This is a genomic window from Parazoarcus communis, from assembly GCF_003111645.1.
Lineage (GTDB): Bacteria > Pseudomonadota > Gammaproteobacteria > Burkholderiales > Rhodocyclaceae > Parazoarcus > Parazoarcus communis_A.
Genome location: NZ_CP022187.1, coordinates 358,081 through 377,881, shown reverse-complemented (window position 1 = coordinate 377,881; position 19,801 = coordinate 358,081). Strand labels below are relative to the sequence as shown.

The 19,801-nt window shown below is 63.2% G+C and carries 17 protein-coding genes; 12 read left to right on the top strand and 5 right to left on the bottom strand.

Features of this window, described 5'->3' with window-relative positions; translation table 11 throughout:
* Positions 1-31: 31 nt before the first annotated feature.
* The 6 genes from CEW83_RS01830 (at position 32) to CEW83_RS01805 (ending at position 9,353) form a co-directional block, all read left to right on the top strand.
* On the top strand, positions 32-1,210 hold the full coding sequence (locus CEW83_RS01830; RefSeq protein ID WP_108947826.1) for a cystathionine gamma-synthase family protein: 1,179 nt from the start codon (positions 32-34) through the stop codon (positions 1,208-1,210).
* 135 nt (positions 1,211-1,345) lie between these two features.
* Positions 1,346-3,115: a dihydrolipoyl dehydrogenase gene (gene lpdA / locus CEW83_RS01825; RefSeq protein WP_108947825.1), complete on the top strand. Its 1,770-nt coding sequence runs from the start codon at positions 1,346-1,348 to the stop codon at positions 3,113-3,115.
* A 294-nt stretch (positions 3,116-3,409) separates the two neighbouring features.
* Positions 3,410-6,100: a pyruvate dehydrogenase (acetyl-transferring), homodimeric type gene (gene aceE / locus CEW83_RS01820; protein WP_108947824.1), complete on the top strand. Its 2,691-nt coding sequence runs from the start codon at positions 3,410-3,412 to the stop codon at positions 6,098-6,100.
* A 27-nt stretch (positions 6,101-6,127) separates the two neighbouring features.
* Positions 6,128-7,489: a dihydrolipoyllysine-residue acetyltransferase gene (gene aceF / locus CEW83_RS01815; RefSeq protein ID WP_108947823.1), complete on the top strand. Its 1,362-nt coding sequence runs from the start codon at positions 6,128-6,130 to the stop codon at positions 7,487-7,489.
* 367 nt (positions 7,490-7,856) lie between these two features.
* Positions 7,857-8,126 carry a hypothetical protein gene (locus tag CEW83_RS01810; protein ID WP_108947822.1) on the top strand — a complete coding sequence of 90 codons (270 nt, stop codon included), beginning with the start codon at positions 7,857-7,859 and terminating at the stop codon, positions 8,124-8,126.
* Between the two features lie 417 nt (positions 8,127-8,543).
* Positions 8,544-9,353, top strand: coding sequence for a ferredoxin--NADP reductase (locus tag CEW83_RS01805; protein ID WP_108951128.1), 810 nt, complete (start codon positions 8,544-8,546; stop codon positions 9,351-9,353).
* Between the two features lie 12 nt (positions 9,354-9,365).
* Here CEW83_RS01805 and CEW83_RS01800 read toward each other — a convergent pair whose 3' ends face one another.
* Together CEW83_RS01800 and CEW83_RS01795 are read right to left on the bottom strand one after the other, a co-directional pair.
* Positions 9,366-10,049 (bottom strand): MBL fold metallo-hydrolase, encoded by a 684-nt coding sequence (locus tag CEW83_RS01800; protein WP_108947821.1) that lies wholly within the window; start codon positions 10,047-10,049, stop codon positions 9,366-9,368.
* Between the two features lie 11 nt (positions 10,050-10,060).
* Positions 10,061-10,453: a DUF6858 family protein gene (locus CEW83_RS01795; RefSeq protein WP_108947820.1), complete on the bottom strand. Its 393-nt coding sequence runs from the start codon at positions 10,451-10,453 to the stop codon at positions 10,061-10,063.
* Between the two features lie 396 nt (positions 10,454-10,849).
* Between CEW83_RS01795 and CEW83_RS01790 the strand changes: the two genes are divergently transcribed.
* The 3 genes from CEW83_RS01790 (at position 10,850) to CEW83_RS01780 (ending at position 13,861) form a co-directional block, all read left to right on the top strand.
* Complete coding sequence (locus CEW83_RS01790) at positions 10,850-11,494, top strand: peroxiredoxin (protein ID WP_108951127.1); 645 nt, start codon at positions 10,850-10,852, stop codon at positions 11,492-11,494.
* Between the two features lie 80 nt (positions 11,495-11,574).
* The gene (locus CEW83_RS01785; protein WP_234418953.1) at positions 11,575-12,561 is read left to right on the top strand and encodes an SLAC1 anion channel family protein; all 987 of its coding nucleotides are present in this window, start codon (positions 11,575-11,577) and stop codon (positions 12,559-12,561) included.
* Positions 12,562-12,745: 184 nt separating this feature from the next.
* Positions 12,746-13,861 (top strand): glutaredoxin family protein, encoded by a 1,116-nt coding sequence (locus CEW83_RS01780; protein ID WP_420094088.1) that lies wholly within the window; start codon positions 12,746-12,748, stop codon positions 13,859-13,861.
* Positions 13,862-13,942: 81 nt separating this feature from the next.
* Here the strand turns inward: CEW83_RS01780 and CEW83_RS01775 are convergent, their stop codons facing one another.
* The 3 genes from CEW83_RS01775 to CEW83_RS01765 all read right to left on the bottom strand — a co-directional run bounded on the left by CEW83_RS01775 (position 13,943) and on the right by CEW83_RS01765 (position 16,695).
* Positions 13,943-14,344 carry a NifB/NifX family molybdenum-iron cluster-binding protein gene (locus CEW83_RS01775; RefSeq protein WP_108947817.1) on the bottom strand — a complete coding sequence of 134 codons (402 nt, stop codon included), beginning with the start codon at positions 14,342-14,344 and terminating at the stop codon, positions 13,943-13,945.
* A 104-nt stretch (positions 14,345-14,448) separates the two neighbouring features.
* On the bottom strand, positions 14,449-15,039 hold the full coding sequence (gene petA, locus CEW83_RS01770; protein WP_108947816.1) for a ubiquinol-cytochrome c reductase iron-sulfur subunit: 591 nt from the start codon (positions 15,037-15,039) through the stop codon (positions 14,449-14,451).
* Between the two features lie 294 nt (positions 15,040-15,333).
* Complete coding sequence (locus CEW83_RS01765; RefSeq protein WP_108947815.1) at positions 15,334-16,695, bottom strand: sigma-54 interaction domain-containing protein; 1,362 nt, start codon at positions 16,693-16,695, stop codon at positions 15,334-15,336.
* Positions 16,696-16,861: 166 nt separating this feature from the next.
* On the opposite strand from CEW83_RS01765, the gene cydP reads away from it, so the two are divergent.
* The 3 genes from cydP to cydB are packed head-to-tail and all read left to right on the top strand — an operon-like array spanning position 16,862 to position 19,787.
* Positions 16,862-17,071 carry a cytochrome oxidase putative small subunit CydP gene (cydP, locus tag CEW83_RS01760; RefSeq protein WP_108947814.1) on the top strand — a complete coding sequence of 70 codons (210 nt, stop codon included), beginning with the start codon at positions 16,862-16,864 and terminating at the stop codon, positions 17,069-17,071.
* On the top strand, positions 17,061-18,629 hold the full coding sequence (locus CEW83_RS01755) for a cytochrome ubiquinol oxidase subunit I (protein ID WP_108947813.1): 1,569 nt from the start codon (positions 17,061-17,063) through the stop codon (positions 18,627-18,629). Before cydP ends, CEW83_RS01755 begins: the two co-directional genes overlap by 11 nt.
* Positions 18,630-18,644: 15 nt before the next feature.
* Positions 18,645-19,787, top strand: coding sequence for a cytochrome d ubiquinol oxidase subunit II (gene cydB / locus CEW83_RS01750; RefSeq protein WP_108947812.1), 1,143 nt, complete (start codon positions 18,645-18,647; stop codon positions 19,785-19,787).
* Positions 19,788-19,801: the final 14 nt, after the last annotated feature.

Sequence of the window (19,801 nt, the reverse complement as noted above, 5' to 3'; positions counted from 1 at the left end):
ACCCGAAACACACCCCCAAGGAGAAAGAAACATGAACGAATTCAAGAATGCAGGTACTGGCTCGGTATGGGCTGGCGAAGAACACCTTTTCGCCGAGGGCGCCATCTGCCTGCCGGTCTATAACTCGGTCACCTTCGGCTATGACGACATGGACGAATGGCACCAGGTCGGCATGGGCAAGAAGAAGGGTCACATCTACTCGCGCAACACCAACCCCACGGTGCGTCCGCTCGAAGAGAAGATCCGCATCATGGACGGCGGCGAGGAAGCCACCAGCTTCTCCACCGGCATGGCCGCGATCAGCAACACCCTGTTCGCGCTGCTCGCGCCGGGTGATCGCGTGGTCGCGATCAAGGACACCTACGGCGGTTCGAACAAGATCTTCATCAAGTTCCTGCCCCGCCTCAAGGTCGACGTATGCCTGGTCGACACCAGCGATTTCGAGGCCATCGAACGCGAAGTGAAGAAGGGCTGCAAGGTGCTCTACCTCGAGACGCCGACCAACCCGACGCTGAAGATCGTCGACATCGAGCGCCTGGCGAAGATGGCGCACGAACACGGTGCCATCGTCGTCGTCGACAACACCTTCGCCACCCCGATCAACCAGCGCCCGATCGGCCTGGGTGCCGACATCGTCGTCTACAGCGCCACCAAGTACCTCAACGGCCACTCCGACGTCATGGGCGGACTGGCCGTGGGCAAGAAGGAACTGATCGACCAGATCTTCCATTATCGCGAGATCACCGGCGCCACCCTGCACCCGCAGTCGGCGTACATGATCCTGCGCGGCATGAAGACGCTGGAACTGCGCATCGCGCGCCACAATGAAAACGCGATGAAGGTCGCCACCTTCCTGTCGCAGCACCCGAAGGTCGATCAGGTCTTCTACCCGGGTCTGGAAACGCACCTCAACCACGACATCGCCAAGAAGCAGATGCGCGGCTTCGGCGGCATGCTGAGCTTCTCCCTGAAGGGCGGCTTCGAGAACGTGGTGACCCTGCTGGAGAACCTCAAGTACGCGCACAAGGCCGCCAGCCTGGGTTCGGTCGGCACGCTCGTCGGCCCGCCGCGCACCACCAGCCACGTCGAGCTGACCGAGCAGGAACGTGCCAACGCCGGGATCCCCGAGAGCCTCATCCGCTACTCGGCCGGTATCGAGAACAGCGAGGACCTGCTGGCCGACCTCGAGCAGGCGCTGGCGAAGATCTGAGGCGCACGCCACAGCGTTCCCAATCGCTTCGAGCCCCGCGGCGCCCACTGCCCCCAAGGCAGGCGGGCGCCGCGGGCGCTTCCAACCTCCCCCACACGCCGGGCGGCGCCCGTTCGTCCGCATGGAGATCTTGCAATGAGTCAGACAGTTGAAGTGAAAGTGCCCGACATCGGCGACTACGATGCCGTGCCGGTAATCGAGTTGTTCGTGAAGACCGGCGACAGCATCAATGTCGATGACGCCATCTGCACGCTGGAATCCGACAAGGCGACCATGGACGTGCCCTCGAGCGCGACCGGCGTGGTCAGGGAAGTCAGGGTCGCCGTCGGAGACAAGGTGGCCGAAGGCAGCGTGCTGATCACGGTCGAGGCAGCTGCCGCGACTGCAACTGAGGCTGCGTCCGCCGCGGCGGCAGCGCCAGACACAGCGGCACCGGCCACACCGGCAGCGGCAAGCCATGCTGGCGCCGCCGACATCGAGTGCGACATGCTGGTGCTCGGCGCCGGCCCCGGCGGCTACTCGGGTGCCTTCCGCGCCGCCGACCTCGGCCTCAGGACGGTGATCGTGGAACGCTACGCGACGCTCGGCGGCGTGTGCCTGAACGTCGGCTGCATCCCATCCAAGGCCTTGCTGCATGTCGCCGAGGTGATGGACGAGGCCGGGCATCTGGGCAGCACGGGGGTCAGCTTCGCCAGGCCCGTGGTCGATGTGGATGCGCTTCGAAAACACAAGGACAGCGTGATCGGCAAGCTCACCGGCGGCCTCGCGGGCATGGCCAAGGCCCGCAAGGTCGATACCGTGCGCGGCTACGGCCACTTCCTCGACCCCAACCACGTGGAAGTGGAACTCACCACCGGCGACGGTCAGGAGAAAACCGGCGAGAAGAAGGTCATCCGCTTCAGGCAGTGCATCATCGCAGCCGGTTCGTCGGCAGTGCACCTGCCCTTCATTCCGGAGGATCCGCGCATCGTCGACTCGACCGGTGCGCTCGAACTGCGCTTCGTGCCGAAGAAGATGCTGGTCATCGGCGGCGGCATCATCGGGCTCGAGATGGCGACGGTCTATTCTTCGCTCGGCGCCCGGATCGACGTGGTCGAGATGCTCGACGGCCTGATGCAGGGGCCGGACCGTGACGCGGCCAAGGTGTGGGAGAAGCAGAACGCCCAGCGCTTCGACGCGGTCATGCTCAAGACCCGGACGGTCGCGGTCGAGGCCAGGGAGGATGGCCTGTACGTGAGCTTCGAGGGTGACAACGCACCGCAGGGCCCACAGCGCTACGACATGATCCTGCAGTCGGCCGGGCGAGCGCCCAACGGCAACAGGATCAGTGCCGACAAGGCGGGAGTGATCGTCGGCGAACGCGGTTTCATTCCGGTCGATGCACAGATGCGCACCAACGTGCCGCACATCTTCGCCATCGGCGATATCGTCGGACAGCCGATGCTCGCCCACAAGGCGGTGCACGAGGCACACGTGGCCGCCGAAGTGGCCGCGGGCGAGAAATCGTCATTCGATGCGGCGGTGATCCCGGGCGTGGCCTACACCCACCCGGAAGTGGCCTGGGTCGGCTACACCGAAGCTCAGGCCAAGGCCGAGGGCAGGAAGGTCGAGACCGCCAGATTCCCGTGGGCGGCCTCGGGACGGGCGATCGCAAACGGCGCCGACTACGGCTTCACCAAGCTGATCTTCGATGCCGACACGCACCGTGTGATCGGCGGCACCATCGTCGGCCCCTCGGCCGGCGACATGATCGGTGAAGTCTGCCTGGCCATCGAGATGGGCGCGGACGCCGTCGATATCGGCAAGACCATCCACCCGCACCCGACCTTGGGCGAGACGATAGGCATGGCAGCGGAAGTGGCCCACGGCAGCTGTACCGACCTGCCGCCAATGCGCAAGAAGTAAGGCTGCAGGCAGTCATCCCGAAGGGGGCGCCGCGGCGCCCCTTTTCCTTACAGGCGCACACGCGACCTTCCGGGCAAGGCCCAGGCGCAGCACGCGCTGCGCCACGCCGATCCCGGCACGCTGTACCGGGACACTCCACAGCCACTGCCACCGCACGTCAAAGAACACTGAACACAGTGTCCTAGGTCATTCGCCCGGCTATCCCACCCCCCCTAAACTGCATTTCATCAACGATCGCGCAAACGGCCAGCCCCGCATCGCGATGCCCGAGTTAACACCAAAGGAAGCGCGCCCATGTCACACCACCCGTCGCACACGAACAAGACCTTCGGTCCCGACGCCGATGCCGATGAGACCCAGGACTGGCTCGACAGCCTCGCTGAAGTGGTCGAACGCGACGGACTCGGTCGCGCCGAATACCTGCTTGATCGCCTGATCGAATCCGGCCGCCGCGCGGGCGGACGCTTCCACACCCGGCACACCACGCCGTACCGCAACACCATTGGCGTGGATGCGCAGCCGCCCTACCCCGGCGATATCGACATGGAAGCCCGGATCACGGCCATCCACCGCTGGAATGCGCTGGCCATGGTGTCGCGCGCCAACAAGGCGCATGCCGAGCTTGGCGGCCATATCGCGACCTATGCTTCAATTGCGGATCTTTTCGAGGTCGGCTTCAACCACTTCTTCCGCGGCCGCACCGACACCCATCCGGGCGATCTGGTCTATTTTCAGGCGCACGCCTCACCGGGTGTGTATGCACGCGCCTTCCTCGAAGGGCGCCTGTCCGAGGACCGCCTCGAACACTTCCGCCGTGAAGTCTCAGGCGGCATCGGCCGCGGCCTGTCGTCCTATCCGCACCCGACGCTGATGCCTGATTTCTGGCAGTTCCCGACCGGCTCGATGGGACTCGGCCTGATCAGCGCGATATACCAGGCGCGCTTCCAGCGCTACCAGGAACACCGCGGCATTGCCGCGCCGAGCGATCGCAGGGTGTGGGCCTTCGTCGGCGATGGCGAGATGGACGAGCCCGAGTCGCTGGCAGGCATTTCGCTGGCCGCACGCGAGCAGCTCGACAACATGGTGCTGGTGGTCAACTGCAACCTGCAGCGCCTCGACGGCCCGGTGCGCGGCAACGGCAACGTGGTGCAGGAACTCGAGACGCTGTTTGCCGGCGCGGGCTGGAACGTGATCAAGTGCCTGTGGGGCAGCAACTGGGACGTGCTCTTTGCCCGCGACCGCGAGGGCTGGATTCTGAAGCGCATGGCCGAAGCCGTGGATGGCGAGTTCCAGAAGCTCTCCGCCACGGACGGTCACTACAACCGCGAGCATTTCTTCTCGCGCTATCCCGAGCTGGCAGCGCTGGTCGCGAACATGTCCGACCACGAGATTGACGCGCTCAAGCGCGGCGGTCACGACCCCAGCAAGGTCTACGCTGCCTACGCCGCGGCCGTGGCCCATCGCGGCCAGCCGACGGTGATTCTTGCGCAGACCACCAAGGGCTACGGCATGGGGGCCTCAGGTCAGGGCGCCAATACCTCGCACCAGACCAAGAAGCTCGCCCGCGCCGACCTCGAACGCTTCCGCGAGCGCTTCGGGCTGCCGCTGTCCGACCAGGATCTAGACGAGCTGCGCTACTTCCATCCGGGCGAGAACAGCCCTGAGGTGAAGTATCTGCAAGCGTGCCGTGCTGCGCTCGGCGGCTACGTGCCTTCGCGCAGCCGGGAGGCGCAGCCGATCGCCCTGTCACAACCCGATATCTACGTGCCCTTCCATACCGACTCGGGCGAGCGGGAAATCTCGACCACGATGACGCTGGTGCGCCTGCTCAACAAGCTGATGCGCGACAGCCAGCTCGGCCCGCGCATCGTGCCGGTGGTCGCCGACGAGGCCCGCACCTTCGGCATGCAGGACATGTTCCGCCAGTTCGGCATCTACTCGCCCTGGGGGCAGCAGTACACGCCGCAGGACAGCGATCAGCTCGCGTTCTACCGTGAGGACGTCAAGGGCCAGATCCTGGAGGAAGGCATCTCCGAGGCGGGCTCGATGGCCTCCTGGATCGCCGCCGGCACGGCCTACTCGCACAGCAACGAGCCGATGCTGCCGTTCTACATCTTCTACTCGATGTTCGGCTTCCAGCGCGTCGCCGACCTGATCTGGAACGCAGCCGATTCGCAGGCGCGCGGTTTCCTGCTCGGCGCCACCGCCGGACGCACCACGCTGTCGGGCGAAGGCCTGCAGCACGAGGACGGCCAGAGCCACATCTACGCGGCGACGATTCCGACCTGCCGCGCCTACGATCCGGCCTACGGCTACGAGGTGGCGGTGATCGTCGAAGACGGCGTGCGCAAGATGATGAGCGAGGCCGACAACGGCTTCTACTACATCACCCTTTACAACGAGAACTACCCCCAGCCGGCCATGCCGGTCGGTGCCGAAGAAGGCATCCGTCGCGGCCTCTATCGCCTGCGCGGCAGCGCGGCCGACGACCGGCCGCGTGCCCAGCTCATTGGCAGCGGCAGCATCCTGCGTCAGGTCATCGCTGCGTCCGATCTCCTCGAGCAGGAATTCGGCATCGCCACCGACGTGTGGAGTGCAACCAGCTTTGGCGAACTGCGCAAGGACGGCATCGACTGCGACCGCTGGAACCTGCTGCACCCCGAGGCAACGCCGCGCGAACCCTGGGTCACGACCCAGCTCGCCGGTGGTGGCCCGGTGGTGGCTGCCACGGACTTCGTTCGCAGCTATGCCGACCTGGTTCGCAACTGGGTTCCTGGCCGCTACACCGTGCTCGGCACCGACGGCTTCGGTCGCTCGGACACCCGGGTGGCCCTGCGCGACTTCTTTGAAATCGATGCACGCTACATCGCCCTCGCCACGATCCAGAGCCTGGTCGCCGAAGGCGCCCTGCCCGCGGACAGCCTGAAGGGGCTGCTCGAGCGCCTTGGCATCGACGCCGACAAACCCAGCCCGCTCGGCTACTAAGCCGCAATTCGACATCAGGAAACCGTTATGACCCAAGCCCTGGAAATATTTGTCCCGGACATCGGCGACTACAACGACGTGCCGGTGATCGAAGTGCTGGTGCAAGCTGGCGATTCGATCAGGGCCGACGAACCCATCGTCACCCTGGAGTCGGACAAGGCCACGATGGACGTGCCGTCTCCGCATACCGGCATCGTGCGCGAAGTGCGGGTAAAGGTGGGCGACCGCCTGTCCAAAGGCAGCTTGCTGATCACGATGGACGCCTCCGCTGACGCGGCCGCCGCGCCCGCGCAAACGGACGCCCCCACAGCGCCGGCGAGCACACCCGCAGCGCCAGCGCCCGTGGTCGCAGCGCCGTCCGCGCCGTCCTCGCCAGCCGTGCCGGTCTCGTCATCAGCGCCAGCCGTGCCGGTCTCGTCATCAGCGCCAGCCGCCGTGCCCGCGCCGGCCCTTCCGGCGGGCGGCAAGGTACACGCCAGCCCCTCGATTCGTCACTACGCGCGCGAGCTTGGCGTCGACCTCGCAACAGTGCGCCCCAGCGGGCGCAACGGCCGGATCACGCGGGAAGATGTGAGCGCTCACATCAAGGCCTCGATGCAGTCCGGCATCGTGCCGGGCAAGACACCGGCAGCAGCCAGCGCAGGCAGTGGGCTCGACCTGCTGCCCTGGCCCAAGGTCGATTTCGCGAAGTTCGGCCCCGTGGAATCGATGCCGCTGTCGCGCATCAAGAAGATCTCGGGCGCCAACCTATCGCGCAACGCCATCGTCATCCCTCACGTAACCAACTTCGACGAGGCCGACATCACCGACCTCGAGGCCTTCCGCATCGCCCTCAACTCGGAAAACGAGAAAAGCGGCAAGAAGCTCACCATGCTCGCCTTCCTGATCAAGGCCTGCGTTTCGGCCCTGAAGGCATTCCCCGAGTTCAATGCCAGCCTCGACGGCGAGAACCTCGTCTACAAGCGCTACTTCCATATCGCCTTCGCGGCCGATACGCCCAACGGCCTCGTCGTGCCGGTGATCCGCGACGCCGACCGCAAGGGCCTCCACGACATCGCGGCAGAGGCTGCCGCGCTTGCGAAGAAGGCACGCGACGGCAAGCTCGGCCCCGCAGACATGTCGGGCGGATGCTTCACCGTATCGAGCCTCGGCGGCATCGGCGGGACCGGATTCACGCCCATCATCAATGCCCCCGAAGTCGCAATTCTCGGCGTCACGCGTGCGCAGACGAAACCGGTCTGGGACGGCAAGCAGTTCGTGCCGCGCCTGATCCTGCCCCTGTGCCTGTCATGGGATCACCGCGTCGTCGACGGGGTGCTCGCCGCGCGCTTCCTCGTGCATCTGCAACGCATACTCGGCGATTTTCGGCGTATCAGCCTGGACGGCTGAGTACGCCGGGAAGCTGCCTCGCGTTGCTGCACTGCGGCCCACGTTCATGGTGGGCCGCAGTGCAGTCGTGGTCAGGACAGAATCCCCCCTTCGCATGCGTTAAGGCGCCAAATGGGCGCGCAAGGGGCGATGAAACGGCCCACGCTCGCGACAGAAGTGGTCAGTGCAGATCGGGGCAAGGCGACTGCTGTGAGGCAGCACAGGCCGGAACGGGTCTGTTTGAATACGATGAGCATCCCGGGCGCACAACGCGAACTTGGATGGCGGATACATAATATTTATAATTACATGAAACGTGACCTGCATCAAAGCAATTAGAATCCGGCAGGGATAAAAACTTGTACGGGACAAACAACATCAAGGCGCCATGAAGAGCCATACAAACGAAAACATTCTTCCAGCCAATCCGCGGTTTCATTTGCCGCGTGGCGACGGGCTTTTTCAGCCCATTGCTTTTGCATTCGTCACCGAGCAGATGCATCAGGCCATCTTGCTCGAGCGCAGGGCAATACTCGATGCAACGCCGCCTCAGAACCGGGCCAGTCAGCAAAAACTGCTGGATCGCTACGATCCCAAAGCCAGCGCGCAGGCGTTCGAAGGCGTTCTTGGCCTGTTCGGGATTTCCAGGAGCAAATAGTCCGGGGTGACCCCAGTTGGTCCGCACCGACAGTCAGGCGAGCAAACACCTGCTCGCCTTTCGTCTCTCTCCCACCTTTCCCTGCAAGCCGCCTGACACCAGCCACAGCTGCACGGCATCCGCGTTGCGGATGAATCGGCACTGAGCACCCGCACAAGCCAGCAATCTGCCGCACCCGATCCGTATCGATAGCGACACGGCTTCAAGGCCGGTGACGTTGCACCCCTAAAGCTGCATGTAAAATATTGCTTTATTCCCGGCAGCGCTTTACCATAAAGCCACATTCCATGCACACCTTGAGTGTGCATCGTCAGACCCGGCTCGACCCTCGTTCCAGCGCAGATGCGCGAGGCATGGTGGCGCGGCAGCGGCGCCGCCCGACAGGGGCCGCTGGGCGGTATTGTGAGGAGGCGCGACATGATTACCATCGCAGAGCCCGAAACGAGACCCACGGGCCAAGACGCAACCGACAAATGGACAAACGAGCGGGTCACGTGGATTCACTACTGGACGCCGACCTTGCTGTCTTTTCGCACGACCCGGTACCGCGCTTTCCGCTTCACGCCCGGGCACTATGCCCGGCTTGGACTCGGCACAGCGGACAACCTCGTCTGGCGCCCCTACTCGCTGGTGTCGGCCCATTATCACGACTACCTGGAGTTCGTCGCGGTGCTGGTGCCCGGCGGCGAATTTTCGGCGCGTCTGGCACAGCTTCGAGTCGGCGACGAGATCGCCGTCGAGAAGGCCTGCTTCGGTTTCCTGACCACCCCGCAACTCGCGCCGGGGCGCGACCTGTGGATGCTGGCCTCAGGGACCGGGCTCGGTCCCTTCATCTCAATCCTGCGCGACCCGGCACAGTGGGAGGCCTTCGAGCGCCTGATCGTCGTTCACAGCGTGCGCCATGCCGACGAACTCACCTATCGTGACGAGATCGCGGCGATGCCGGACGAAGCCCTGTGTACCGATGCGCGAGCAACGCTCATCTACATCCCCATTGTGACCCGGGACGCCGACGCCACGGAACTCAGTGATCGCATTCCGCGCCTGCTTGCCGACGGTCGGCTCGAGGCGCACGCGCAGCGACCGATACGGGTGGAGGACAGCCGCGTGATGGTGTGCGGAAACCCGGAGATGGCGCGTGAGCTGCGTCAATTGCTTGCCACACGCGGGTTCGCCACCAGCCGTCGCGGCGCCCCCGGCCAGATGGCATTCGAGAAATACTGGTAGCGGCGTACTGCACTAGTACGCGCGCGACGATCCCGACCCTGCCGACCCGCTCCGCTGCCGCGACGCCATTTCGGTAATGAAGGCATCGCGCCCTCTGGCGAGCACTGGCGTCAGGCGCGCCCTCAGTTCCGCCAGCATTGCAACACGGCGGGCCTTCATCGCGTGGGCCGGAAAAACCAGAACCTGATCGGGCAAAGGGAAGATGTGTCGGGTCAGGCTGTCGTAAAGCTCGGCCGGATTCGCCTCGCTACCCTCAGCGGAACAACTGCCAAGGTCGAAGGTGTCACCACACATGAGCCGGTCGTGCCACAGGTAGCTGACACAATCCGGCGTGTGGCCCGGGGTGGCAAGCACACGTATGACCTGCCCCCCGAATGTCAGCACATCGCCGTGACCCACCCGACGCACCGCATCTGATCCATTCCGGGCGGTTTCACCGCTCACCAGCACAGCACCGGTTCGCTCGCACAAGGCGGCACAGTTTCCGGTGTCGTTCGCATGCACATGGGTGCGCAACACCATGACCAGACGCAGGCCGCTCTCGGTGAGCAGCGCGAGGATCAGTTCGGTTTCGCCTGCAGGCGGGTCGATAACGACAGCAACTCCGTCAGCGGAATCACCCAGCACATAGCCAATCTGGCCGGTCGCGTGCCCCTCGACCGGCCTGAAGATCACGGGAACACCGTGCGCGATCATGGTCGTCTGGCTCAGGCTGCACCGCGCAGACCGAGGACCCACTCCGTCATCTTGCGATTGGCTTCCGGCATCGGCGCTTCGAGGAAGCTGATGACGAAGCGGTCCGGCAGTTCGGCGATACCGATCGAGCGCGGCCGGACCGCCATCATTGCCGGATCGGGCAACCTGGGGCCAAAACAGAAGATCAGGTTCTTCGCAGCAAGGATGTCCGAACGGATCTCGCCTCCCTGCACCGTGGTGTGGGCGAAGTGATCGAAGATCGCAATCATCGCGACGCCCGGATCCGCCTCCGCCTTTGCTTTCAGGGCTCGCAACAGTTCATCGAGGTGGGCGCGAGGCGTTTCGGCCTTTTCGAGCTCCAGAACGTGGATGGGGTATTTGTCTGCGAGGAGCGTGTTCTTCATGGCTGGGTTCCTGTCAAAGAGACCGGCGTAAATCGGCCAGGCAACAGGCTTCTAACAAGTCTCGTGCCAATCCTTCGTCATCGATAAAGATGTTCTTCGACAGACACTTGCAGAATCCAGGGGCAAACAGACCAGAAAGCTGTCACTGCCATTTCGGCAGCGAATGGCAGAAAATCAGGCGCGATGGCGGTTCTCGCGAAGGGTTGCGCGTCAGCTGTCTCAGGAATTTCCCCACAGAAACAAAGCGCTCTGGCACCCCCGCCGTGGTTCGGGGATTCAGGCACATGCCTTGCTGTTGGAATGACGGAGGCACAGCACATCGCGTGTGCCCTGGCCATCGCAAGGCGCCGGCACGGAAGATGAGACAGCCGGCATTGCCCCTAGAGGAGAATGATCATGGAAAACGAACAACAAGCCAGCTTCCCGCAACTGAACGCCCCCGCGCCCGCCTTCAAAGCCAAGACCACGCACGGCGACCGCAAGCTGGAGGATTACCGTGGCAAGTGGCTGATCCTGTTCTCGCATCCGGCTGACTTCACTCCGGTATGCACGACGGAATTCATCGGCTTCGCCAATGCCGCGCCGAAGTTCGACGAAATGGGTTGCGAACTGCTTGGCCTGTCGATCGACAGCCTGTTCTCGCACCTGGCATGGACCCGCAACATCAAGGAAAAATTCGGCGTCGAGATCCCCTTCCCGATCATCGAAGACATCAAGATGGACGTCGCCCGGGCCTACGGCATGGTGCATCCGGGCGCAGCCGACACGCAGGCCGTGCGCGCGACCTTCTTCATTGATCCCAATGGCATTCTGCGGGCAATGGTCTACTATCCGATGAGCAATGGTCGCAGCATCGACGAGTTCGTCCGCCTGCTGCAGGCACTGCAGACCTCCGATGCAAACGGTGTTGCCACACCCGAGAACTGGTGTCCGGGCAAACCCGTCATCGTGCCGCCGCCAAAGACTGCAGATGCGGCGAACAAACGGGCTTCCGAAGGTTACGACACGGTCGACTGGTACTACTCGACCAAGTCCTTGTAAGCCCTGAAAGCCGGTTCGCATGCCCCCGTGTGCGAACCGGCCGGGGGTCGAACGTCAACATTGAATCGGAGTATTGAACCGTGACCGCCTCTGCATCAGCCAAGCCACATCCGGGCGCTGAATCAAGGCTTGAGCACTTCCCGATTGCCCTTTTTTCCACCGTAATGGGGATGGCCGGACTGAGCATTGCCTGGATCAAGGCCGCCCATGTCGGCGGCGCCCCCGCGGTGATCGGCGAATCGCTGCGCCTGCTCACAAGCGGTCTGTACGTCTTTCTGCTCATCGTGTACGCGATGAAGCTGCTCCGCCATCCGGACGCCGTCGCCGCCGAACACTCACACCCGGTGCGGCTGAACTTCTTTCCCGCCATATCCATCGGCCTCATCCTGCTGTCGATCGCCTGGACATCGACTGCGCCCGGCGTTGCGCGGTACATGTGGGGCATGGGAGTGATCGCCCACCTGCTGTTCACGCTGTCCGCGATGAGCAGCTGGATTCACCATACGCATTACGACATCAAGCACGCCAACCCCGCGTGGTTCATTCCGGTGGTGGGCAATATCCTGGTGCCGATTGCCGGCGTGCGCTACGCACCGCCCGACATCAGCTGGTTCTTCTTCAGCATCGGGCTGGTGTTCTGGCTGGTGCTCCTGACCATCGTGCTCTATCGCCTGTTCTTCCATGAAGCGCTTCCGGCACGCCTCACACCCACCCTGTTCATCCTCATCGCACCGCCGGCAGTGGGTTTCATCTCCTACCTCGCGCTGACCGATTCGCTCGATGGCGCGGCGCGCGTGCTGTACTTCGTTGCGCTCTTCCTCACCCTGCTGCTGGCAAGCAACGCCCTGCGCTTCCTGCGCCTGCCTTTCTTCATCTCGGCCTGGGCCTACTCTTTCCCTCTGGCTGCGATGGCGATCGCCACCTTCGAAATGCATGTGCGCAGCGGCCTCGCTTTCTATGCCGGCCTTGGGTGGGCCCTGCTCGCCTTGCTGTCAGCGGTGGTGATCGTGCTGAGCTGGAAAACACTGATCGCCGCGAAACGGGAGCAGATCTGCGTACCCGAGTAAATGCGGCCCGCCGCCGGGCCAGCGGGAAGCGCAGCAGGTGTCTGCAAGCTGGAGGGCGGCCGGAGGTGAACCCCCCATGCAATCGACGAGTCGAGCCGCCCCATCCGCGCCCCACGAAAATCGCGCCACGTCCCTGAAGCGGCGCGGCGTATTTCAGTGGCACGCGCTCTTCCGGATGGCACACGTGCTGCTCCTTCTTGTGCTGGCCGCCATTGCCGTTTCTGCCAGCGCCGCCAGCGTGGCCGATCAGACCGTGGAGACAAACGCCTCTCCTGCGGCGCTGTCGGTCTTTGTACGCGAGGGCTGCCCGCATTGCACCGCTGCAAAGGACTTCCTCAGGCAACTGGCTGCCGAGCGTCCTGATCTCCGCATCGTCTTCCGCGAAGTCGATCGCGACGAAACGGCGCGCGACGCGCTGATTGAGCTGAGCCGCAGCGCCGGGATCTGGCCGCCGGGTGTGCCCATGTTCGTGATCGGAGACCGCATTCTGGTTGGCTTCGACGATGCCGAGCACATGGGCGCCGAACTGCGCGCGCTGATCGGAGACCGACCGATAAACGACGCAATCGAGACCCGGCAGTTCGGCACCCTGAGCGCCTCGGAGCTGGGCCTGCCCCTGTTCACGCTGAGCATGGGCCTGCTGGACGGCTTCAACCCCTGCGCAATGTGGTTGCTGCTGTTCCTGCTGTCGCTGCTGGTGCGTCTGAAGAGCCGCAGACGCATGGCGCTGGTCGCTGGCACCTTCGTGCTGGTGAGCGGCGCGGTGTACTACGCGTTCATGGCCGCGTGGCTGAACATATTTCTGTTCGTGGGCATGTCGGCAGCGATTCGGGCCGCCCTTGCCTGCGTGGCCATTCTGATCGGCATCATCAATGTAAAGGACTTTGTCGCGGCGGGCCGCGGCATATCGCTTTCGATCCCCGACTCGGTGAAGCCCGGGCTTTATGCCCGGATCCGCGACATCCTCAAGGCAGAGCGTCTTGGCGCCTCGCTGGTGGGCGTTGCGGTGCTGGCCGTCATCGTCAACTTCGTCGAGCTCCTGTGCACTGCCGGTCTGCCTGCCCTGTACACGGCAGTCCTCACCCAGCAGCAACTCGGCCCCCTCGCACACTATGCCTATCTCGGGCTCTACATCGTCGGCTACATCGCGGACGATGCCCTGATGGTCACGCTGGCCGTCATTGCGCTGGGCAGTGCGAAACTCGGCGAAAGGGGTGGCCGGGCGCTCAAGCTGCTCAGCGGCATCGCCATGCTTGGCCTGGGCCTGATCATGCTGCTCAGACCCGAATGGCTCAGCTGAGCCCGACGCCACCGCCACACAAGTAAATACGGCGACCTGTCTGTGCAGGCCGCCGTATTTCTTCGCGGTGTTCAATCAGGATCAGTGCTGATGATTGCCGTGGCTGTGGTGGTGATGGTGGTGATGGTGGTGATGGTGGCCATGCTCTTGTTCGCCGGGCGTAACAGGCTTGACTGTGCCCTGGATGTAGTCCTTTACCGCCTGCAGCGGATCCGTCTCGCCACACATCACGACCTCGATACCACGCTGTCCCAGACGCGCGACAAAGCCCTCACCCGCGCCGCCGGTCACCAGTGCGTCAACACCGTCGATCGGATGGTGATCGCCGTGAAACTCGTGGAATGACATTTCCCTGGGCAGATCCAGTCGCTCTACTTCACGTGGCGAACACGGATTGCTGATGTCGTAGATCAGAAAGCGCCTCGCCTTGCCTGCATGGGCGGTGACGGTGCTGAAGTTCTGGCTTGTGACTGCAACTCTCATGATGGGTACTCCTGCTGTGCATTGCCTCAAACATGAGGCGGTCGCTCCCGCCTTGCCGATTGCGCCACACGCCGGCGCCGGGGAAAGGGTGCGGACCTGACCGATCAGGCCGTTCCGCTCTCGTCCTCGCCGATGCGGACAACCGCATCGGACAGCCACATGTACGGGGGCACTTCAAGATTGGTCGGCGCCGGCTGGCTCAGGAAGACACGGCCGGCCAGATCGAAGGTGGAACCGTGACACGGGCACAGAAAGCCGCCCGGCCAGTCGGCCCGGACACCGCTTTCCGCACCCGGCGCGAACTTCTCGGAGGGCGAGCAGCCCAGGTGGGTACAGATGCCGACAACCACCAGAAACTCGGGGTTGATCGAGCGGTGCCGGTTTGCCGCATACGCCGGCTGCTGGTTTTCACTGGAGCCGGGATCGGCGAGATCCTGGTCATGCCCTTCCAGCGCAGCCAGCATTTCCGGCGTGCGACGGAGAATCCACACCGGCTTTCCGCGCCATTCGACGGTCATCATCTCGCCGGCGGCCAGTTTGCTGACATCCGCCTCGACAGGCGCACCTGCGGCGCGCGCACGCTGGGACGGCGTCAGGCTGGCCACAAAGGGGACGGCACTCGCTGCGGCTGCAACGGCACCAGCTCCGCCTGTGGCAATGAGCAGTTTACGACGGTCCTTAAGGCAGTCAGACATGGACGCTCCCTCGTTCGGTTCTTGCGATTGAAATGCGTTCGAAAAAAGGAAGCGAGGCCGGATGTCGTGCCATTCAGGCACTTGTCATACGCAATCGCAGCACCAAGGGGTTGGGGGGTCTCAGAGGTGAAGACCGGACGACGATTGCGATACAGCCTCGCTTCACATTCGAATTAGCAATCTGCGTGCCAAACAGGAAACCTATATTTTTCAGATAGATGCAAAACAGCCCCGATTCCACCGCGCTGCCACGGCTGCCATGATGGCAGTACCTGCCAATCGATCTGGCAGCCGTCAGTCCAGCGCCTTGTCCAGCCCGAGCGCTTTCAGGCGCCGGTAGAGCGTGCGTTCGCTCAACCCCAGTCTGGCAGCGAGCTCACGCCGGCTCCCCCGATGGCTGATCACCGCCTGTCGCAGCACCTGGTGTTCGAGTTCGCCAAGATCCGGCACGGCATGCCCGCCCAAGGCAATCGCTGCGCTCTCATGCACAGACCGACCCGGTGGGGGCATGGCGGCAGCCCCCTGCCTGATCTCTTCAGCCAGATGTTCAGGATGAATCATGTCGCCGTCACACATCAGGCTCGCACGCTCCAGCACATTGCGAAGCTCACGCACATTGCCCGGAAACGGATAGGCCGCGAGTACCTGCATGGCATCGGCGGACAGTTCAAGCTTGCGGTTCGGCGCGACACGTTCGAGCAAGGAAGTGACCAGCAGGGGCAAGTCTTCAAGCCGCTCGCGCAAGGGTGGAACAATGATCGGAAAGGTATTCAGGCGAAAGTACAGGTCCTGCCGGAACGACCCGTCGCCGATCATCTCCTGCAGGGGGCGGTGGGTCGCCGACACCAGACGAATATCGGCGCGGCGCAACTCGGTTGAGCCGACGCGACGATAGGTGCCGGTTTCGAGCAGGCGCAGCAGCTTGACCTGCATGCTCAGCGGAATGTCGCCGACCTCGTCGAGGAAGAGCGTGCCGCCGCTGGCGGCCTCGACGAGCCCCGGCTTGCGCGCCACCGCGCCGGTGAAGGCGCCACGCTCATGGCCGAAGACTTCACTCTCGAACAGGGTATCGGGGAGCCCGGAGCAATCCACCACCACGAAGGGCCGATCCGCACGCCGGCTGGCTTCATGCACCGCACTGGCGACAAGTTCCTTGCCGGTGCCGGACTCGCCCTGCAGCAGGACGCTGGCCTCCGATGGCGCAACCCGCACCACCAGTTCCAGCATGCGCTGAAAGGCGGGCGCACGGCCGATCAGGCCATGGTTGTCGGACACCCCGCGCGCAACCGGCATCGGCTCCATCTTCTCGATGAACCAGGCGATCTCCCCGCTGCCGTCACGGACCGGCGAAAGCTCGATGTTGACGTACTCCTCGCCACGCGGTGTGTGATGCAGATGCAGCACCCGCTCACGCTGCCCGGACTGCAGGCTTCGCGACAGCGGACAGGACTCTCCTGCCCGGTCGCAGGGGACGCTGTAGTGATGCGACACGTCGTAGCAGGTGCGACCGACCACGCTGCGACCGTCGGCGCACGAACTTCGGTACGCCGCATTGGCCGCGATGATCCGGTAGTCACGGTCGCACAGGATGTGGGGTTCCGGCAGCGTTTCTATGAATGAAACGAGTTCTGGCAGTGGTCGCGGGTCGGCAGACATGGACTGTCACTCTTGACATGTTGGCGCAACCAATCTGCCACTATGGCACAAACAGGTCAATCAAAATATTCAATTACTTAACCAACAATTTGATTTTAATCAACTTTTTATTGCTTTTATGTGTGGTACGGATCTTGATAGGATTCAAGCAAACCTGGAGTTTCCTATGCCACAAGCTGCCACATCCGATCGCAAACTCGTTCGTGAACTCGTCCTGGTCGTCCTGATCAAGCTTGTTCTGATCACCGCCCTGTGGTGGGTTTTCGTTCGCGAGGAGAAGGTGCCCGTGGCGCCCGACAGCGTTGCAGCCAGGTTTGCACCGTCAGCATCTGCAAAACAACAAATCTCGATTGATGGAGAACACGATGGTCAGTGAACAACTCGTAGACCTGTCGCGGCTGCAGTTTGCCGCAACAGCGATGTACCACTTCCTGTTTGTGCCGCTTACGCTTGGCATGGTCTGGATGCTGGTCATCATGGAGAGTGTCTATGTAATGACGGGCAAGACCGTCTACAAGGACATGACCAAATTCTGGGGCAAGCTGTTCGGCATCAACTTTGCACTTGGCGTCACCACCGGCATTACGCTCGAGTTTCAGTTCGGCACCAACTGGGCGTACTACTCGCACTACGTGGGCGACATCTTCGGCGCCCCGCTTGCCATCGAGGGCCTGATGGCCTTCTTCCTCGAATCGACCATGATCGGTCTGTTCTTCTTCGGCTGGGACCGGCTCTCGCGCCGCCAGCATCTGCTGGTGACGATTCTGATGGCGGTGGGGACAAACCTGTCTGCCCTGTGGATTCTGATCGCCAACGGCTGGATGCAGAACCCGGTCGGGGCCGAGTTCAGCTATGAAACCATGCGCATGGAACTCACCGACTTCTGGGCGGTGCTGTTCAATCCGGTCGCACAGGGCAAGTTCGTGCATACGGTGTCGGCAGGCTATGTCACCGGCGCAATGTTCGTGCTGTCGATCTCGGCCTGGTACCTGCTGAAGGGGCGTGATATCGAGTTTGCCAAGCGCAGCTTCCGCATTGCGGCCGCTTTTGGCTTTGCGTCGGTGTGCTCGGTGATCGTGCTCGGCGACGAGTCCGGCTACGCACTCGGCGAAGCCCAGCAGACCAAGCTCGCCGCGATGGAAGCCATGTGGGAAACCGAACCGGCGCCCGCCAGCTTCAACGTGATCGCCATCCCCAACCAGGAGGAGATGAAGAACGACTTTGCCATTCATATCCCCTGGGCGATGGGCATCATCGGCACCCGTTCGCTCGACAAGGAACTGCCCGGCATCAAGGAGATCCTGGTCAAGAATCGCGAGCGCATCGTCACCGGCATCGAAGCTGTTCGCCTGCTTGAGAAGCTGCGTCAGGCGCCGGCCGACGACGCGACCCGTGCTGCCTTTGACAAGGTGAAAGCCGATCTCGGCTTCGGCCTGCTGCTCAAGAAGTACGTCGTGTCGATGGATGATGTCACCCCGGAGATCATCGACCGCGCCACCCGCGACACCCTGCCCCGCGTCGCGCCGCTGTTCTGGACCTTCCGCATCATGGTGGCGATGGGCTTTGCCATGCTCGCGCTGTTCGGTCTTGCGCTGTGGTATTCGATCAAGGGCGATTTCGCCACCCGCACCTGGCTGCTGAAGTGGTCGCTGTGGTTCCTGCCCGTTCCCTGGCTGGCCTGTGAGATGGGCTGGTTTGTCGCCGAGTATGGCCGGCAGCCCTGGACCATCTACGGCGTACTGCCGACCCACCTTTCGGTGTCGACGCTGACCGTGGAAAGTCTGTATGGCTCGCTCGCCGGTTTCATCGGCTTCTACACCCTGCTGCTCGTGGTCGAGATGTACCTGATGGTTCGCTTTGCCCGCCAGGGGCCGGGCAGCCTCGGTACTGGCCGTTATCTCAACGAAACCCACCACGCTGCTGCCAAAGCCTGATCAGGAGCCAAGACCATGATCTTCGATTACCCGACCCTGAAACTCATCTGGTGGATTCTCGTGGGCGTACTGCTCGTGGGCTTTGCCATCATGGACGGTCACGACATGGGCGTCGGCACGCTGCTGCCCTTCGTCGGCAAGAACGACGAAGAGCGTCGAGTCGTGATCAACACTGTAGGACCGCACTGGGATGGCAACCAGGTGTGGTTCATCACCGGCGGCGGCGCCATCTTTGCCGCCTGGCCGCTGGTGTATGCCACCGCCTTCTCCGGCTTCTACTGGGCCATGCTGGCCGTGCTGTGGGCCCTGTTCTTCCGGCCCGTCGGCTTCGACTACCGCAGCAAGATCCACAACGCCACGTGGCGGACGACCTGGGACTGGGGCCTGTTCGTCGGCGGTGCGGTGCCGCCGCTGATCTTTGGCGTCGCATTCGGCAACCTGCTGCAAGGCGTGCCCTTCCACTTCGACAACAACTTGGTGTCGTACTACACCGGGTCGTTCTGGGGCCTGCTGAATCCGTTTGCGCTGCTTGCCGGCGTGGTGAGCACGGCGATGATCACCTTCCATGGCGCGATCTATCTGGCGCACCGTACGGAGGGTGAAATACAGAACCGGGCGCGCACCGCCGCACTGGTATTCGGTGCGCTGATGCTGGTGGGCTTCACTGGTGCCGGCATCTGGCTGGCGCAAGGCAACTTCGGCTACGTGATCACCTCTGCCGTTGATGCCGCAGCCCAGCCCAACCCGATGTCGAAGACCGTTGTGCAGCAAAGCGGCGCCTGGTTTGCGAACTACCGCGACATGCCACTGACCCTGATCGTGCCGGCAATCGCCTACCTCGGCACCGCCGTTGGCATGCTGATGGTGGCGCGTGGCCGCACGCTCACCGCATTCGTCGCATCGTCGTTCGCCATCGTGGGCGTGATCGGTACGGCCGGGGTGTCGATGTTCCCCTTCCTGATGCCGTCCTCGACCATGCCGGCCGCCAGCCTGACGGTGTGGGACAGCGTCTCCAGCCATCGCACACTGGGCATCATGTTCTGGGCCACGATCATCTTCATGCCCCTGATCATCATCTACACGAGCTGGGCCTACAAGGTGATGTCGGGCAAGGTCACGACCGCCTACATCCGCGAAAACGAACACTCGGCCTACTGAGCCAATAGAGAAAG

What these genes read in the sequence shown, in the direction of transcription:
- CEW83_RS01775 (WP_108947817.1), bottom strand. Translation starts at nt 14,344, where the DNA reads ATGAGAGTTGCAGTCACAAGCCAGAACTTCAGCACCGTCACCGCCCAT.
- aceF (WP_108947823.1), top strand. Translation starts at nt 6,128, where the DNA reads ATGACCCAAGCCCTGGAAATATTTGTCCCGGACATCGGCGACTACAAC.
- CEW83_RS01830 (WP_108947826.1), top strand. Translation starts at nt 32, where the DNA reads ATGAACGAATTCAAGAATGCAGGTACTGGCTCGGTATGGGCTGGCGAA.
- cydP (WP_108947814.1), top strand. Translation starts at nt 16,862, where the DNA reads ATGCCACAAGCTGCCACATCCGATCGCAAACTCGTTCGTGAACTCGTC.
- CEW83_RS01800 (WP_108947821.1), bottom strand. Translation starts at nt 10,049, where the DNA reads ATGATCGCGCACGGTGTTCCCGTGATCTTCAGGCCGGTCGAGGGGCAC.
- CEW83_RS01765 (WP_108947815.1), bottom strand. Translation starts at nt 16,695, where the DNA reads ATGTCTGCCGACCCGCGACCACTGCCAGAACTCGTTTCATTCATAGAA.
- CEW83_RS01805 (WP_108951128.1), top strand. Translation starts at nt 8,544, where the DNA reads ATGATTACCATCGCAGAGCCCGAAACGAGACCCACGGGCCAAGACGCA.
- CEW83_RS01795 (WP_108947820.1), bottom strand. Translation starts at nt 10,453, where the DNA reads ATGAAGAACACGCTCCTCGCAGACAAATACCCCATCCACGTTCTGGAG.
- cydB (WP_108947812.1), top strand. Translation starts at nt 18,645, where the DNA reads ATGATCTTCGATTACCCGACCCTGAAACTCATCTGGTGGATTCTCGTG.
- aceE (WP_108947824.1), top strand. Translation starts at nt 3,410, where the DNA reads ATGTCACACCACCCGTCGCACACGAACAAGACCTTCGGTCCCGACGCC.
- petA (WP_108947816.1), bottom strand. Translation starts at nt 15,039, where the DNA reads ATGTCTGACTGCCTTAAGGACCGTCGTAAACTGCTCATTGCCACAGGC.
- CEW83_RS01810 (WP_108947822.1), top strand. Translation starts at nt 7,857, where the DNA reads ATGAAGAGCCATACAAACGAAAACATTCTTCCAGCCAATCCGCGGTTT.
- CEW83_RS01790 (WP_108951127.1), top strand. Translation starts at nt 10,850, where the DNA reads ATGGAAAACGAACAACAAGCCAGCTTCCCGCAACTGAACGCCCCCGCG.
- lpdA (WP_108947825.1), top strand. Translation starts at nt 1,346, where the DNA reads ATGAGTCAGACAGTTGAAGTGAAAGTGCCCGACATCGGCGACTACGAT.
- CEW83_RS01755 (WP_108947813.1), top strand. Translation starts at nt 17,061, where the DNA reads ATGGTCAGTGAACAACTCGTAGACCTGTCGCGGCTGCAGTTTGCCGCA.